Here is a 13463-nt window from a genome sequence, read left to right on the forward strand (position 1 = left end):
TTTTCCGGGCGGGCGATGCGCGCCCGCCGGGGCGGGCCGTCAGAGGCCCAGATAGGCTTGGCGCAGCTGCGGGTCGGCCAGCATCCCGGCCGCGTCCCCCTGCATCACCAGATGGCCCTGTTCGATCACATAGGCCCGGCTTGCGACGTTCAGCGATTGCATCACGTTCTGTTCCACCAGCAGCACCGCGCAGCCATCGGCATTGATGCGCCCGATCAGGCCGAACATCTCCTCGACCATCAGGGGCGAGAGGCCCAGCGAGGGTTCGTCGAGGATCAGCAGCTTGGGTTCGGACATCATGCCGCGCCCGATGGCCAGCATCTGCTGTTCGCCCCCCGACAACGTGCCCGCCAGCTGATCCAGCCGTTCGCGCAGGCGCGGGAAGATCGTGCAGATGCGGTCGAAGTTCTGCCTGCGGTTGGCCGTCGCGCGGCGGAAGGCGCCCAGTTCCAGGTTTTCCGCGACCGACAGGTTGGGAAAGATCTTGCGCCCCTCGGGGACCTGGGCGATGCCAAGCGCCACGATGTCGCGCGGCTTCAGGCCGGTGATGCGGGCACCCTCGAACCGGACTTCGCCTGCCGTGGGCCGGATGAAGCCCGAGATGACGTTGTTCAGCGTGGTCTTGCCCACGCCGTTCGACCCCAGCAGGGCCACGATCTCTCCGGCGTCGATGCGCATGTCGACGCCGTGCAGCACGGCCATGGAGCCATAGCCCGCGCGGATGCCGGATATCTCAAGCATGGTGTCCCTCCTGCAGGCGGGCGGCGGCGCCGTGGCCCAGATAGGCTTCGACCACGGCGGGATCCTGGACCAGTTCCTTCGGCGTGCCATGGGCGATCATCTTGCCGTGGTTCAGCACATAGGCGGTTTCCGCCAGGCTCATCACGGCCTGCATCACGTGTTCGATCATCAGGAAGGTGTGCCCCTCGTCACGGATCTGGCGGATGATGCCGACGATTTCCGACACCTCGGACGGGATCAGGCCCGCCATCACCTCGTCCAGCAGCAGCAGCTTCGCGCCGGTGGCCAGGGCGCGGGCCAGTTCCAGCCGCTTGCGCCCCGCGATGGTCAGGGACGATGCCGGACGGTCCAGCATTGCCCCCATCCCCAGCCGCTTGCCGACCTGGCGCGCCACCGCCATCGCTTCTGTTCGGTCGTGGTGGTGCAGATAGGCACCGACCGCGATGTTTTCCTGGACCGTCAGGCCCGCGAAGGGCTGGACGATCTGGAAGGTGCGGATCATCCCCAAGGCGCAGATGCGGTGCGGGGGCAAGCCGGTGACGTCCTGGCCCATGAAGCGCACCGTGCCTTCGTTCGGCCTGGTGAAGCCCGCGATCATGGTGAAGCAGGTGGTCTTGCCCGCGCCGTTCGGACCCAACAGGCCCACGATTCCGCCTTCCGGCACGTCCAGGGATGCGTCGCTGACCGCCTTCAGGCCGCCGAAGCTTTTCGACAGGTTGCGGACCTCAAGCATTGTCGTCCTCCTTCTTGCGGAAGGTGCCGATGCGCGCGGCAAGCCCCATCAGGCCCTGCGGCAGGAAACGCAACGCGCAGATCAGGACCACCGCATACAGCACGAAGTTCAGGCCGGGCGCGTTGTGCAGCAGATGCTTGGCGCCTTCGCCCAGCAGGTGCAGGCCCAGCGTGCCGATCAGCGGCCCCCAGACGGTGCCCGCGCCGCCGATGATCGGGCCGATCAGCGCCTCGATCGAGATGGCGCTGCCATAGACGACGGCGCTGTCGATGAACAGCCAGACCTGAAGGTAAAGCACCCCGGCGAGACCCGCGAAGGCGCCGGAAATCGCCATCGCCTTGACCTTGATGCGATAGGTGTCGATGCCAAGCGCGCGGGCGGCGTCCTCGTTTTCCCGCACGGCGATCAGATAGGCGCCGAAGCGCGAATATTTCAGCCATGCGGTCAGCGCCATGACCAAGGCCACGATCACCAGCAGGATGGTGTAGACCACGCTACGGTCGTTGAACTGCAACGTGGACAGACCCGGTTCAAGGCGCAACTGCAGCCCGCTGCCGCCGCCGGTGATGGCGAAGGACGACGCGCAGATCCGCAGCACCTCGGCGAAGGCCAGGGTGACAAGCGCGAAATACGATCCCTTCAGGCCATAGCGGAAGGCAAGCGCGCCGATGAAGGCGCCCATGGCCGCACCCGCCACGATCCCGGCCCCGAAGGCGATCCAGGGGTTGATGCCGTACTGCACCTGAAGGATGGCCGAGGCATAGGCGCCGGTCCCGTACATCGCGGCATGGCCGAAGGACGCCATGCCCCCGAAGCCGCCGGTGATGTTCCAGGCAAGCGCCACGACGGCGACGATCAGCGCGTTGATGGTAAAGCCCATCCAGACGGGCGAAGACATGAAATAGAGGCTGGCCAGATAGATCAGCGCCAGGCCGATCAGGACGGCCTGTCCCATGGATTGCGGTTTCATCACGCGGCCCTCCTGCCCAGCAGACCCGACGGTTTGAACAGCAGGATCAGGATGAATGCGGTGAAGATGCCGATCTGGCCCAGGCTTTCGCCCAGGAACAGCCCGCAAAGGGATTCGATCACTCCCAGCAGCAGCCCCGCGATCAGCGCGCCGGGCAGGCTGCCCATGCCGCCCAGGACGACCGTGGTAAAGGCCACCAGCACGAATGTGTAACCGACCTGCGGTGTGACATAGAAGGTCGGCAGCAGCAGGCAGGCGGCAAGCGCCACGCAGGCCGCGCCGATGCCGAAGCAGACGGCATAGGTGTGGTTCACGTCGATGCCCACGATCTCGGCCCCGCGCTTTTCGATGGCGACGGCGCGGATGGCCGATCCGGTGCGGGTGCGGGTCATGAACAGCCACAACAGCGGCGCCGCGGCAAGGGCCGCCAGGAAGGCGATCACCCGGCCCAGCGGCAGGTATGCGCCAAGAAACTCCACCGTGTTGTAGGCATAGGGGATGTCCACGCTGCGCGTGTTCGAGGTCCAGAAGTAAAGCGCGAGGTTGTCGATGATCATCGACAAGGCCAGCGTGACCAGCAGGACGTTCTGTTCGGACCCGCTGCTCATGGGGGCGATCACCCAGCGTTGCAGAACGTAGCCCAGGCAGAAGAACACCGGCAGAAGGATCGGGATCGCCAGATAGGGATCCAGGCCCCCGTGGAAGGACAGGAAATAGGCCGCATACAGCGCCAGCATCAGCAGGCTGCCATGGGCGAAGTTGATGATGTGCAGGACACCGTAGATCAGGGTCAGTCCAAGCGCGACAAGCGCATAGATGGCCCCCATCGTCAGGCCGCTCAGCACGGCGGGCAGGATCAGGCTGGTCATGGGCAGATGCTTTCCAGGGGTTGGCCGGTGGCCCCCGCAAGGATGCGGCGGGGGCCGGATCGGATCACCCTTCCCGCGGGATCGGGAAGACGGGCTCGGCGGTGGCGTATTGCTCGGGGAAGACCAGCTCGATCTCCTCGCCGCGGATTTGGGTGTTCACCGGCTGCGAGTTGACGTTGTCGCCGTTGACGAACTTGGTCGGGCCATAGGGCATGATCGAGCCGTCGAAGGTGGAGGCCGCCAGCGTCTGGATTATCGCCTTGCGGTCGGTCGAGGCGCCGCGTTCCAGCGCGTCGGCGATCACCTGGATCGTGGCATAGGACACCATCACGTCATAGGTCAGGTCCAGGCCGGCCTGGGCCACGCTGGCGGCAAGGGCTTGCGATTCCGGCTTGCTGGGGTCGTACCAGTGGTTGCAGTCCATCACGTATTGCGCGACATCGTTGTTTTCGCGGACGAACTTGATGTTGGACGCGGCCCCGCCCAGGATCGAATAGATCGCCATCAGCTCGGCCCGCTGCTGGCGCAGGGCACGGGCCATCAGCGTGTATTCGTTCAGATAGTTCGACGGGATCAGCATGTTCGCGCCCGACGCCTTGACCCGCAGCGCGATGTTGTTGAAGTCGCGATGCGGCGTGGGGTGGGAAATCGTCTCGACCACCTCGATGCCCTGCTGGGGCAGTTGCTCGGCCATGATCTTGGCCATGTTCGACCCGAAGGGGCCGTCCTCGTGGACGATGGCCGCGGTCTTGACGGGGTTGCCCGCGGCCGCGTTCAACTGCTTGAGGTTTTCCAGCGCGACACTGGTGCATTTGTTCACGCCGGGGGTGAAGCGGAAGACGTTGGGCAGCCCGCGTTCCACGATCGTCTCGGCGGTGCCGATGGAAAAGACCTGCGCCAGGTCGTATTTCGCCGCAGCCTGCGACGAGGCCAGGCCAAGGGCCGATGCGCTTGCGCCGGTGAAGGCCACGACGCCCGCCTCGGCCAGGGTATCGACGGCGGATGCGGCGATCTCGGGGCGGCTTTGGGCATCGACCACGACCAGCTCGATCTGCGCGCCGCCCATGCTCTTGATGCCGCCGGCGGCGTTGATCGCGTCGGCCGCGAATTTCGCGCCGGCCGCGCATTGCGTGCCGTTATAGGCCAGGTTGCCGGTCAGCGGTTCCAGCACGCCGATCTTCACGGTCTGTCCCTGCGCCCGCAAGATCGAAGGCATGGCCAGCCCGCTGACAAGGGCTGCGGCGCCCGAGGCCTTCAGCAAGCCGCGGCGATTGAGTGTGTATGTCATTGTCGTCTCCCTGCTTGTTATTGGTTTGACTTGGTAAAGGCTTGGGGCCGGGCGCCGTCAGCGCGCCAGCCAGGGGTTCCGGGCCATCCTGTCGGTCTCGAAGGTCAGGATCCGGTCCATGTAGGTGAAGGTCATCTCGATCTCGTCCAGACCCTGCAGAAGGCAGTCGCGGGCGAAGGCGTCGATGGTGATCGGGTGGCTGCCCAGACCGCCTGGCAGGACGACCTGATCGGCCTCCAAGTCCACCGTGACGGTGGCGGACGGATCGGCGGCCAGGTGGTCGGCCAGGGCTTCGCAGGTCGCGACCGGCAGGCGGACCGGAACGATGCCGTTCTTCAGCGCGTTGTTGAAGAAGATGTCGCCGAAGCTGGGCGCCAGCAGCGCGCGGACCCCGGCGTCGGCCAGGGCATAGACCGCGCCTTCGCGGGACGATCCGCAGCCGAAGTTGTCCTCGACCAGCAGGATCGTGGAACAGCCCGCGCCAGGGCGGTTCAGCGGGAAGGTGGGGTCCAGCTTGCCGTCCGGGTCGCGGCGGATGTCGTGGAACAGGAACTTGTCGTATCCCTCGGCCCGGTCGGCCTTGAGGAAGCGGCCCGGAATGATCTGGTCGGTATCGCAGTTGACGCCCGGGACATAGGCGACGGTCGAGGTTTCGCGGGTGAAGGCCTTCATCGCGTTCTCCTTACAGTCGGCGGACATCGGTCAGCCGCCCGGTGATGGCGGCGGCGGCGGCCATGGCGGGGCTGACCAGGTGGGTGCGCGATCCCGGCCCCTGCCGGCCCACGAAGTTCCGGTTCGAGGTCGAGGCGCAGCGTTCGCCCGGCCCCACCACGTCGCCGTTCATCGCCGCGCACATCGAACAGCCCGACTGGCGCCATTCGAAACCCGCCTCGCGAAAGATGCGGGCCAGGCCCTCGGCCTCGGCCTGTTCGCGGACCTGGGTGGAACCGGGAACGACGATGGCTGGGACGGCGGCCTTGCGGTCCTTCAGGATGGCGGCGGCGGCGCGCAGATCCTCGATCCGGCTGTTGGTGCAGGACCCGATGAAGACCCGGTCGATGGGCAGCCCGTCAAGCGCGGTCCCCGGCGCCAGATCCATGTATTCCAGCGACTTGGCAGCGGCCTTGCGCTTTTCGGGACTGGCAAAGCTGGCGGGGTCGGGGATGCGTCCGGTGATCGGGACCGCGTCCTCGGGGCTGGTGCCCCAGGTGACCATCGGCGCGATGGCGGCGCCGTCCATCTCGACCTCACGGTCGAAGGTCGCGCCGTCGTCCGTGGGCAGCGCCCGCCACTGCGCCATTGCCAGATCCCATTCCTGGTCGGTGGGCGCGTAATGGCGTCCGGCGACATAGCGGAAGGTGGTTTCGTCCGGGGCGACCATGCCGAGGCGGGCGGCGGCCTCGATCGACAGGTTGCACAGCGTCAGCCGCGCCTCGATCGACATGTCGCGCACGACCTCGCCCGCGTATTCGATGGCATGCCCGCCCGCGCCCGCCGCCCCGATCCGGGCGATCAGCGCCAGCATCACGTCCTTGGCCGTGACGCCCCGGCCCAACTGTCCGGTGACGGTCACGCGCATGGTCCTGGGCCGCATCTGCCACAGGGTCTGGGTTGCCAGCACATGGGCGTTTTCCGACTGCCCGATACCGAAGGCGATGGCCCCAAGCGCGCCTTGGGTCGAGGTGTGGCTGTCCGAGCAGACAATGGTCAGGCCGGGCAGGGTGATGCCTTGTTCAGGCGCCACCACATGCACGATCCCCTGTTCGCGGCTGGCGATGCCGAAATGGCGCAATCCGCCCCATTCCATGTTCTCGTCAAAGGTGCGGATCATCCGGGCAATGGCGGGGCTTGCCGCATCATCCGCGCTGCGGCCCAGCGTCGGGACGTAGTGGTCCGCGATGCCGAAGATCTGGCGCGGGCGGCGTGGGCGCAGACCGCGTCTTTTCAGGTCGGCGAAGGCGTGGAAGCTGCCCTCGTGGATCAGGTCGCGGTCGATATACAGCAGCGACTGCCCGGATGGGTGGCGCAGGATCTCGTGCGCGTCCCAGATCTTGCCGAACAGGGTTCGCGGGGCCGTGTCGGAAGCATGCGTCATGGTATTGCGTTCCTGTTTCGGGCGGGCTGTCAGACCTGCGCGTCCGCCGCGGCGGCGATCTGGCCCACCGGGGCGGTCCAGACGCCGTCATGGCCAAGGATATGGTCCAGCACCTCGCGCAGGTATTCGACGCGATAGGGCATCCCGGACACCCAGGAATGCAGCGGCAGGCTCATCACCCGGCCACCGTATTCGGCGCTTTCGCGATACAGCACGTCGAAGCGGTCCTTGACCTGCTGGACCCATTCGGGTTCGGACTGGAAATATTCATTGGCGACCACCCGGTCGTCGGTCTCGTAGGCCAGCGGCATCGCCAGAAGCGGGCCTTCCTTGGTCCGCATCCGATAGGGCAGGTCGTCATTCGCCCAGTCCAGGTTCCAGCGGATGCCATTGCGGGCCAGCAGTTCCGGCGTGTTGAAGCCCTGCGCGCGGCCGGGCGAGAGCCATCCCTCGACCGGCTGGCCGGTCGCGCCGCGCAACAGGCGCAGGGTTTCGGCGACAATCGCGTTTTCATCGTCAATGGACAGGCCAGAATGGTGGACCTTGCCCATGTCGAGGCCATGGGCGACCACCTCGTGCCCGCCGGCCGCCACCGCGTCCAGCAGCGCGGGATAGCGCGTGGCGATGCAGCCGTTGACGGCAAAGCTGGTGCGCAGTCCCTTTTCCGCCAGCAGCCGCAGGATGCGGAACACGCCGATGCGGTTGCCATAGTCGCGGTTGGTGAAATAGCGGAAATCGGGATAGGGCATCGACAGCGCGCCCGGCGCCTTGAAGGGCTTGGCGGGCATGTCCAGCGGGAAATGCTGCACATGGGTCACGATCGACAGCGCGATCCGCGCGCCGTCCGGCCAGGCGATCGGCTTGCGCGCGAACATGTCGGACCAGTCATAGCGGTCGTGGTCCATGCCATGGCGGCGGGCGGGATAGTCCAGATAGCCTTCAGGAAGCGACATCAGCGGTCCCCCTGCGCGTGGCGGGCAGCGGCGGCGGTCATCGCGTCATAGGCGCCGCTGGCATGGTATGCTTCGGCGATCTCGCGGCCCGTGGCCTGCCAGACGCCGTCATGGCTGGCGATATAGTCGATGGCCTCGGCGAAGGCGTCGATGCGGTGGGGCTGGCCGACCAGATAGGGGTGCAGCGGGATGCACATGACCATGCCGCTGTCGTCCGATTCCCTGTAAAGCTGGTCGAACTGGCGGCGGATGATCTCGCCATAATGGCGGGGCGTGACCTTCTGGCTGTTATAGACGATCACGTCGTTCATCTCGAGCGAATAGGGCATCGAGATCAGCTTGCCCGACCTGACCTTGACCGGCATCGGCTGGTCGTCATGGAACATGTCGCAGGTATAGCGGATCCCCGCCTCGGCCAGGATGTCCATGGTCCACAGGTTGTTCGACAGTGCCGGCGACAGCCAGCCCGCCAGTTCCTGCCCGGTATGCTTCCTGACGGTGTCAAAGGCGTCGCGGATGATCTCGCGTTCCTGGTCGACGGTCATGTTGTAGACATAGCGGGTGTTGTAGATGCCGTGGGAAAAGAACTCCCACCCCCGGTCGGCGCAGGCACGGATGATTTCCGGGTGATGGTCGCAGAGCGCGACGTTCAGCGACACCGACCCGCGAAAGCCCGCCCGGTCCATCGCCGCCATCATCCGCTGCCAGCCGGCGCGGTTGCCATAGTCGCGGTGCGAATATTGCAGCACGTCGGGGTTGGGGCGGCCCCACGGGCTGCGGGTCGGATTGTTGGGCGGATCGTATTCGTAGAATTCGATATTCGGCGCGATCCAGACGGCCAGCTTCTTGCCGCCGGGCCAAGTGATCCTGGGCCGTCCGGGCCAGGGCAGGTAATCGTAAAGCCCCAGGTCCGACCGCATCGGTTCCGCGCCCATCTCAGCGGTCCCCGGACTGATAGGCTTCGTACCAGGCAAGCGCCTCGGCCACCGGGATCACGTCGCCATACTTGACCGAAATGTCGTAGAGGTTGGCGAAATGCGGGCTTTCGTGCTTGTCGGCCACGCATTCCTCGGGGACGATCACCCGATAGCCGCGAGAGATCGCGTCCACCACGCAGGCCCGGACGCAGCCCGAGGTCGAGCCGCCGGTCAGCACCACCGTGTCGCACTGGTGCCAGACCATCAGCGATTGCAGGTTCGTCTCGTGGAAGGGGGACGCCATGCGCTTGTTGATGACGATGTCGCGGTCGTGGTCGATCTTCAGGCGCGGGTCGAATTCGGCGCGGCGCGAGCCCACCTTGATGTTCTGCAGCGAATCCGGCGTGTCGGTGCGGGTGCCCCAGACGCCGCAATCCTCGCCCGACTGCATGTAGGCGACATAGGTCCAAGTGATCGGCAGGCCCTTGGCGCGGGCCAGGTCGGCCAGGTGGTTGACATGGTCCAGCTGCCTGGGGTCGGTCTCGTAGGCCGTCGCGAATTCGCCAAGGCCGGTATAGGCCAGTTGCAGGTCGATGTTGATCAGCATCGGCTTCCTGCCGAAACCGAACCGGCGGCGGGTGGGATTGGCCTTCGCGTGCTCATAAAGCTGCCGGGCGGTCAACGACGACATTTCCATTCCTGGACCTCCTGTGCCTGCGCCTGTGGGCCGGGCTCGGCCAGCCCCAAGGCCCGCCTCCTCCATGCCGGATCCACGGCTTCGCTTCGTTTATTGTTATCTCTTTATGTCATTTGTAAAGAAGATTTTCTCTTGTGAATTCATTATGGAGGCCAAGTTCCGCAAGTGTTGAGATTCTGGGCATCAAGTGCGACAGTCTGGTGAATCGGTCGCAAACGTCGCTGCGGCGGATATTGATGAACCGGAGGACGCCCATGTCCCGATCCCCTTGCCCGCCCCTGACGGATGACGAATGGCCGGAGTCCTTGGCCGATCTTCGGGACGGCTTTGCCGGGCAGTTGAACGTCTATCGCACCATGGCGCATCATCCGGCCCTGGTCAGGGCCTGGGCGTCGCTGCGACAGCATCTCGTCAGGGACAGTGCCCTTGGCTCGAACCGGTCCGAGGTGGTGATCCTGCGTGCGGGTCACAGGCTTGGGTCGGTCTATGAATGGGCGCATCATGTCAGCCGTGCGCGGGCGCTCGGCTTTTCCGACGACCGCATTCGCGCCATCGCCGCCATGCCGGAAGGCGAGGACGGGCTGATCGTGCGCGCGGTCGATGCGCTCTTTGATCAGCACCGGATCCCTCCGGTGCTTGAATCGGAACTGGCGTCTGCCATCGGGCGGGCGGCGGTGTTCGACCTGATCGCCACGGTGGGGTTCTATTCCGTGCTGGGCGGTATTCTGATGACCTATGACACGCCCGTCGATGCGGCCATTGCCGCCGAACTGGACCGAAACCCGATCTGACGGCGGCTAGGCGACCTCGGCGGCAAGCCAGTCGCGGAAATGAACCAGCGGTCGCGATTCGGCCTGGGTGCGGGGCCAGACCAGCAGATAGGCCCCGCGTCCGGGAACAGCCGGACGCAAGATGGGCAGCAGGTGGCCTTCGGCGATTTCCTGGCGGGCCAGATAGTCGGGCAGAAGCGCCACCCCCAGACCCGATATGGCCGCCTGGATCATCATGGAAAACTGGTCCATGACCATCCCGCCGGACGGCATCGCCTGCGCCCCTTGCCCCCGGAACCAGTCAGCCCAGGCGTCGGGCCGGGTTTGCAGATGCAGCAGCACCAGGCTTGTCAGGTCGTCCGGTTCGCTGATCGGATGGGCCGCCAGGAAAGCCGGGCTTGCGCAGGCGGTCAGGCTTTCATCGAACAGGCGCAGGCTGTGGTCCTGCATGGTCTCGCCCTGGTGATAGATGATTGCCGCATCGAACGGTTCCGTGCTGAACGACACGGATTGAAAGCGCGTGGTCAGGTTCACCAGAATCCCGGGATGCCGGGTCATGAAGGCGGGCAGGCGCGGCGCCAGCCAGCGGGTGCCGAAGGTTGGCAGCACTGCCAGGTTGATGCTGCCTCCCTCGGGGTTGGCGATCAGCGACATGCTGCCCCGCTGGATCAGATCCAGTGCCGCCGAGACGTCCTGGTGATAGCGGCTCGCGGCATCCGTGGGGATCAGGCGGCGACGGTGGCGCAGGAACAGCGGTTGGCCCAATTGCTCTTCCAGCGTCTGGACCAGGCGGCTGACGGTGCTTTGCGTCAGGCCCAGTTCACGTGCCGCGCCCGTGACCGAGCCGCAGCGCATCAGGCCGTCGAAGGCCAGCAGCAGGCTGAGGTTCGGCAGATAGCGTCGCAGGCGCATAACATTCATCCTATGCATGATCTCATGAAGATTATCCATTTTTCATGCGTGGGACAAATGGCTAACCTGCGATGACCCAAACACACGAGCTTTGCATGTCCACCAAATCCCACAAAGGCGCTGCGTTCGACTGGGCCGATCCTTTCCTGCTGAACGACCAGCTGACCGAAGAAGAACGGATGGTCCGCGACAGCGCCGCGGCCTTTGCCGCCGACCGGCTGGCCCCGCGCATCAAGGACGCCTATCTGAACGAGACCACCGACCCCGAGATCTTCCGCGAGATGGGCGCGGCGGGCCTGCTGGGCGTGACGGTGGACGACGCCTATGGTGGCGTCGGCGCGTCCTATGTGGCCTACGGGCTGGTGGCGCGCGAGATCGAGCGGATCGACAGCGGCTATCGCAGCATGGCCTCGGTCCAGTCGTCGCTGGTGATGTTCCCGATCGAGGCCTATGGCACCGAGGACCAGAAGCGGCGCTATCTGCCCAAGCTGGCGACCGGCGAATTCATCGGCTGCTTCGGCCTGACCGAACCGGATGCCGGGTCCGACCCGGCGGGCATGAAGACGCGCGCGAAGAAGACCGACGGCGGCTATGTCCTGAACGGCGCCAAGATGTGGATCTCGAACTCGCCCATTGCCGATGTCTTCGTGGTCTGGGCGAAATCCGACGCGCATGGCGGCAAGGTCCGCGGCTTCGTGCTGGAAAAGGGCATGAAGGGCCTGTCCGCGCCGAAGATCGAGGGCAAGCTGTCCTTGCGCGCCTCCGTCACCGGGGAAATCGTGATGGAGGACGTGGAGGTTGCCGAGGACGCGCTGCTGCCCAACATCGAAGGCATGGGCGGACCCTTCGGCTGCCTCAACCGCGCGCGCTACGGCATCAGTTGGGGCGCCATGGGCGCGGCCGAGGATTGCTGGTTCCGCGCCCGCCAGTACGGGCTTGACCGCCACCAGTTCAACCGCCCGCTGGCCGCGACGCAGCTGTTCCAGAAGAAGCTGGCCGACATGCAGACCGAGATCGCGCTCGGCTTGCAGGCCAGCCTGCGCGTGGGACGGCTGTTCGACGAGGGCCGCTTCGCGCCCGAGATGATCTCGATCGTCAAGCGCAACAACTGCGGAAAGGCGCTGGATATCGCTCGGATGGCCCGCGACATGCATGGTGGCAACGGCATTTCCAGCGAATACCACGTGATCCGCCACGCGCAGAACCTGGAAACCGTGAACACCTACGAAGGCACGCACGATGTCCACGCCCTGATCCTGGGCCGCGCGCAGACCGGGATCCAGGCCTTTGGCTGAGCCGCCGCTGAAGGGCCTGCGCGTCGTCGAACTGGCCCGGATCCTGGCCGGGCCCTGGATCGGCCAGACGCTGGCCGACCTGGGGGCCGAGGTGATCAAGGTCGAGGCACCCGAGGGCGACGACACCCGCCGCTGGGGCCCGCCGTTCATCGACCGGCCCCGCGCGGATGGCACGACCGAACGGGTGGCCGCCTATTTCCATGCCGCGAACCGGGGCAAGACCTCGGTCCTGTGCGACTTCAACGACGCGGCCGACCTGGACCGGCTGCGCGAATTGATCGACGGGGCCGATGTTGTCATCGAGAACTTCAAGCGCGGCGGGCTGGTCCGCTTCGGGCTGGATTACGACACCCTGTCGGCGCGCAATCCCCGGCTGGTCTATGCCTCGATCACGGGGTTCGGGCAGGACGGGCCGCGCGCCAGCCAGCCGGGCTACGACTTCCTGATCCAGGGCATGTCGGGGATCATGGACCTGACAGGCGCCCCCGACGGCGAGCCGCAGAAGGTCGGCGTGGCCTGGATCGACATCTTCACCGGGCTTTACGGCGTGATCGCGGTGCAGGCCGCGCTGGCGGAACGGGCCCGGTCGGGCCGTGGGCAGCATCTGGATCTGTCGCTGCTGGATTGCGGGGTGGCGGTGCTGGCCAACCAGGCCACGAACTACCTGCTGGGCGGGACCGTGCCCCACCGGCTGGGGAACGCGCATCCGAACATCGTGCCGTACCAGCTTTTCCGGGCCTCGGACGGCCACCTGATCATCGCCTGCGGCAACGACCGGCAATTCGCCGCGCTGTGCCGGGTTCTGGGCCTGCCCGACCTGCCCGCCGAACCCGATTACGCCACCAATCCTGCCCGCGTGGCAAACCGCGACCGGCTGGTCCCGCTGCTGGAGACGGCGACCGCAGGGCGAAGCCGCGCCGACCTGATCGCCGCGATGGAGGCGGCTGGCGTCCCCGCCGGGCCCGTCAACGACGTGGCCGAGGCCTTGTCGGAACCGCAGATCGCCGCGCGCGGCCTGCAGATCGCGCCCGAAGGCATCCCGGGCCTGCGCACGCCCATCCGCCTGTCGCGCAGCCCGCTGGTTCACCAACGCGCCGCACCCGCCCTGGGCGAGGGAGAGTGGCGCTTCAGCAAGGACGCGGAGCAATGACGGTTCAAACGGTTGGGATCATTGGCGCGGGTCAGATGGGCAACGGCATCGCCCATGTCTTTGCCCTTGCCGG

15 protein-coding genes are annotated in these 13463 nt (G+C 66.1%); 4 read left to right on the plus strand and 11 right to left on the minus strand.

Annotated features, from left to right (window positions below):
• Positions 1-39 precede the first annotated feature (39 nt).
• From OU682_RS18530 to OU682_RS18575, 10 genes are all read right to left on the minus strand, one after another.
• Positions 40-741 (minus strand): ABC transporter ATP-binding protein, encoded by a 702-nt coding sequence (locus OU682_RS18530; RefSeq protein ID WP_268943694.1) that lies wholly within the window; start codon positions 739-741, stop codon positions 40-42.
• The gene (locus OU682_RS18535; protein WP_268943695.1) at positions 734-1474 is read right to left on the minus strand and encodes an ABC transporter ATP-binding protein; all 741 of its coding nucleotides are present in this window, start codon (positions 1472-1474) and stop codon (positions 734-736) included. Before OU682_RS18535 ends, OU682_RS18530 begins: the two co-directional genes overlap by 8 nt.
• The gene (locus OU682_RS18540) at positions 1467-2444 is read right to left on the minus strand and encodes a branched-chain amino acid ABC transporter permease (protein WP_268943696.1); all 978 of its coding nucleotides are present in this window, start codon (positions 2442-2444) and stop codon (positions 1467-1469) included. Before OU682_RS18540 ends, OU682_RS18535 begins: the two co-directional genes overlap by 8 nt.
• Positions 2444-3313 carry a branched-chain amino acid ABC transporter permease gene (locus OU682_RS18545; protein ID WP_268943697.1) on the minus strand — a complete coding sequence of 290 codons (870 nt, stop codon included), beginning with the start codon at positions 3311-3313 and terminating at the stop codon, positions 2444-2446. Before OU682_RS18545 ends, OU682_RS18540 begins: the two co-directional genes overlap by 1 nt.
• A gap of 64 nt (positions 3314-3377) precedes the next feature.
• On the minus strand, positions 3378-4601 hold the full coding sequence (locus tag OU682_RS18550; RefSeq protein WP_268943698.1) for an ABC transporter substrate-binding protein: 1224 nt from the start codon (positions 4599-4601) through the stop codon (positions 3378-3380).
• Between the two features lie 57 nt (positions 4602-4658).
• Positions 4659-5273 (minus strand): 3-isopropylmalate dehydratase small subunit, encoded by a 615-nt coding sequence (gene leuD, locus OU682_RS18555; protein WP_268943699.1) that lies wholly within the window; start codon positions 5271-5273, stop codon positions 4659-4661.
• Positions 5274-5283: 10 nt separating this feature from the next.
• Positions 5284-6696, minus strand: coding sequence for a 3-isopropylmalate dehydratase large subunit (gene leuC / locus OU682_RS18560; protein ID WP_268943700.1), 1413 nt, complete (start codon positions 6694-6696; stop codon positions 5284-5286).
• A 29-nt stretch (positions 6697-6725) separates the two neighbouring features.
• Complete coding sequence (locus OU682_RS18565; protein WP_268943701.1) at positions 6726-7649, minus strand: polysaccharide deacetylase family protein; 924 nt, start codon at positions 7647-7649, stop codon at positions 6726-6728.
• Positions 7649-8584 carry a polysaccharide deacetylase family protein gene (locus OU682_RS18570; protein WP_268943702.1) on the minus strand — a complete coding sequence of 312 codons (936 nt, stop codon included), beginning with the start codon at positions 8582-8584 and terminating at the stop codon, positions 7649-7651. Before OU682_RS18570 ends, OU682_RS18565 begins: the two co-directional genes overlap by 1 nt.
• Before the next feature lies 1 nt (position 8585).
• The gene (locus OU682_RS18575) at positions 8586-9257 is read right to left on the minus strand and encodes an isochorismatase family protein (RefSeq protein WP_268943703.1); all 672 of its coding nucleotides are present in this window, start codon (positions 9255-9257) and stop codon (positions 8586-8588) included.
• Between the two features lie 260 nt (positions 9258-9517).
• Here OU682_RS18575 and OU682_RS18580 point away from each other — a divergent pair, with 260 nt between their 5' ends.
• Positions 9518-10054 (plus strand): carboxymuconolactone decarboxylase family protein, encoded by a 537-nt coding sequence (locus OU682_RS18580; RefSeq protein WP_268943704.1) that lies wholly within the window; start codon positions 9518-9520, stop codon positions 10052-10054.
• 6 nt (positions 10055-10060) lie between these two features.
• On the opposite strand, the gene OU682_RS18585 is transcribed toward OU682_RS18580, so the two are convergent.
• Positions 10061-10945: a LysR family transcriptional regulator gene (locus tag OU682_RS18585; protein WP_268943705.1), complete on the minus strand. Its 885-nt coding sequence runs from the start codon at positions 10943-10945 to the stop codon at positions 10061-10063.
• A gap of 95 nt (positions 10946-11040) precedes the next feature.
• On the opposite strand from OU682_RS18585, the gene OU682_RS18590 reads away from it, so the two are divergent.
• The 3 genes from OU682_RS18590 to OU682_RS18600 all read left to right on the plus strand — a co-directional run.
• A complete protein-coding gene (locus tag OU682_RS18590; RefSeq protein WP_268943706.1) occupies positions 11041-12240 on the plus strand; it encodes an acyl-CoA dehydrogenase in 1200 nt (399 codons plus the stop codon).
• Complete coding sequence (locus OU682_RS18595; RefSeq protein WP_268943707.1) at positions 12233-13390, plus strand: CaiB/BaiF CoA transferase family protein; 1158 nt, start codon at positions 12233-12235, stop codon at positions 13388-13390. The genes OU682_RS18590 and OU682_RS18595 overlap by 8 nt, the downstream gene beginning before the upstream one ends.
• Positions 13387-13463, plus strand: a 77-nt coding sequence (locus tag OU682_RS18600; RefSeq protein WP_268943708.1) for a 3-hydroxyacyl-CoA dehydrogenase NAD-binding domain-containing protein, incomplete at its 3' end; no start/stop codon positions are given. The genes OU682_RS18595 and OU682_RS18600, both read left to right, overlap by 4 nt.

The sequence above is a fragment of the Paracoccus benzoatiresistens genome, assembly GCF_026913015.1.
GTDB classification, from domain to species: domain Bacteria; phylum Pseudomonadota; class Alphaproteobacteria; order Rhodobacterales; family Rhodobacteraceae; genus Paracoccus; species Paracoccus benzoatiresistens.

Excerpts from the sequence above, each read along its gene's own strand:
- OU682_RS18530 (WP_268943694.1), bottom strand. The coding sequence starts at position 741 with ATGCTTGAGATATCCGGCATCCGCGCGGGCTATGGCTCCATGGCCGTG.
- OU682_RS18535 (WP_268943695.1), bottom strand. The coding sequence starts at position 1,474 with ATGCTTGAGGTCCGCAACCTGTCGAAAAGCTTCGGCGGCCTGAAGGCG.
- OU682_RS18540 (WP_268943696.1), bottom strand. The coding sequence starts at position 2,444 with ATGAAACCGCAATCCATGGGACAGGCCGTCCTGATCGGCCTGGCGCTG.
- OU682_RS18545 (WP_268943697.1), bottom strand. The coding sequence starts at position 3,313 with ATGACCAGCCTGATCCTGCCCGCCGTGCTGAGCGGCCTGACGATGGGG.
- OU682_RS18550 (WP_268943698.1), bottom strand. The coding sequence starts at position 4,601 with ATGACATACACACTCAATCGCCGCGGCTTGCTGAAGGCCTCGGGCGCC.
- leuD (WP_268943699.1), bottom strand. The coding sequence starts at position 5,273 with ATGAAGGCCTTCACCCGCGAAACCTCGACCGTCGCCTATGTCCCGGGC.
- leuC (WP_268943700.1), bottom strand. The coding sequence starts at position 6,696 with ATGACGCATGCTTCCGACACGGCCCCGCGAACCCTGTTCGGCAAGATC.
- OU682_RS18565 (WP_268943701.1), bottom strand. The coding sequence starts at position 7,649 with ATGTCGCTTCCTGAAGGCTATCTGGACTATCCCGCCCGCCGCCATGGC.
- OU682_RS18570 (WP_268943702.1), bottom strand. The coding sequence starts at position 8,584 with ATGGGCGCGGAACCGATGCGGTCGGACCTGGGGCTTTACGATTACCTG.
- OU682_RS18575 (WP_268943703.1), bottom strand. The coding sequence starts at position 9,257 with ATGTCGTCGTTGACCGCCCGGCAGCTTTATGAGCACGCGAAGGCCAAT.
- OU682_RS18580 (WP_268943704.1), top strand. The coding sequence starts at position 9,518 with ATGTCCCGATCCCCTTGCCCGCCCCTGACGGATGACGAATGGCCGGAG.
- OU682_RS18585 (WP_268943705.1), bottom strand. The coding sequence starts at position 10,945 with ATGCGCCTGCGACGCTATCTGCCGAACCTCAGCCTGCTGCTGGCCTTC.
- OU682_RS18590 (WP_268943706.1), top strand. The coding sequence starts at position 11,041 with ATGTCCACCAAATCCCACAAAGGCGCTGCGTTCGACTGGGCCGATCCT.